The organism is Aeromonas sp. HMWF014, assembly GCF_963878295.1.
Classification (GTDB): domain Bacteria; phylum Pseudomonadota; class Gammaproteobacteria; order Enterobacterales; family Aeromonadaceae; genus Aeromonas; species Aeromonas popoffii.
The window spans coordinates 1-1452 of sequence record NZ_CAWNYS010000006.1 but is presented as its reverse complement, the minus strand read 5'-3'; the positions used below and the strand labels follow the sequence as shown (position 1 = coordinate 1452).

Genomic DNA, 1452 nt, shown 5'->3' with positions numbered 1-1452 from the left:
AAGCCGAGGTTCGGCCTAACCAAGTGTCCGGATTTAGTTGACCACTACACAACCTGCTGGCTCGAGTGAAACACTTCATGGATACCGTGTCTCCTTTCCCGGGGAATGGCTATGGCACAGCAAAGGTGTAGCACTATTAGGATCAGTTATTTAGCACTGGTTCTGCTTAGTAATACCGAACTGGTGAGAACGGTAATCCCCCCGAAAATCTGACATTGCCATTTTGAACCCACACTTTAACCCGCACCTGTCTTACATCCCTTAAGATAGCTTTAGACAAGAATGGATAATTAAAAGATACAAATCAATCGGATAGCATTATCCCATGGACAACGCTAAACAGCATTAGACAGGCAGTATGATAATCCGGCATGAACTGATCTCGATCAGCCCTGCTACAGTGCAGACGAAGGCGTATTCCAGCGATGGGATACGCCTTTTTCTATGCCCGGTTGTCTTTCATGGCAGAATCTCACTCCGTAGCCAGCTTGATACCGATCCCCACGAAGAGTCCCCCCATCAGACGGTTGAGCCAAGCTCCCAGCCGGGCTGGCAACCTTACCTTGCGACTTGCATAGGCCGTTGAGAATGCCAGCAGATGACACCAGATCATGCCATTGAAATTGAAGATGCAGCCCAGCACGATGAAGGCCAGCGCCTTCTGCGGCGCATCGGGGGCGATAAATTGGGGCACGAAGGCGAGGAAGAAAAGCGCAACCTTGGGATTCAGCACATTGGTCAACAGCCCCTGCCGATAGATCCGGCCATAAGAGAGCCCCAGCAACGCTACAGCAGCCTTGGTGGCAGAAGGAGCCTTGGCACCTTGCCAAAACATGGAAAGCCCCAGGTAGACCAGATAGCACGCCCCCATCAACTTGATGACGACGAACAGCTCAGCAGAGGTACTCAACAAAGCCGACAACCCCAGCGCCGCCGCCAACACATGCACCATGGTGCCCGTCCCAATCCCCAGCGCAGCCACAGAACCCGCCCGCCAGCCCTGAGAACCGCTGCGCAGCATGATAAGCAGGGAGTCCGGCCCGGGCATCATGTTCAGCAGCAAACCAGATACAATAAACAACACCAGATCGTGGATCCCCAACATACACGGCTCCTTGCTCGTGAAAGAGACAGTCTATGGATCCCGTGCCTCTTGTCATCCCCCATCCCAGCAATAGTGATTATCAAGGAAGGGAATAGCAGAAAAGCCTGGTGCGCATTAGCATGGATTGGAACCCAAGGCTGAGGTGGTATTGAGCAGAACCCAAATCTTGGTTTTAGTGAGCTCCAGCAAACGAAATGGACGGGGATATATAACGCTGGATGGCGCAGTAATCCGAATCAGAGCGGGGAAAAAATGAACGAATGAAAGGGCCTGAAGGAAAGCATCGCCCCGCCATTACAGCCAAGCACTTGAATTTCACCCAATAAAAAAGCCCGCTCATCTGAGCG

The 1452-nt window shown here is 52.2% G+C and carries 1 protein-coding gene; it reads right to left on the bottom strand.

Going from position 1 to position 1452, the window contains the following annotated elements; genetic code table 11:
* Window positions 1-472: 472 nt before the first annotated feature.
* On the bottom strand, window positions 473-1105 hold the full coding sequence (locus tag AAC083_RS00090) for a LysE family translocator (RefSeq protein WP_108537781.1): 633 nt from the start codon (window positions 1103-1105) through the stop codon (window positions 473-475).
* Window positions 1106-1452: the final 347 nt, after the last annotated feature.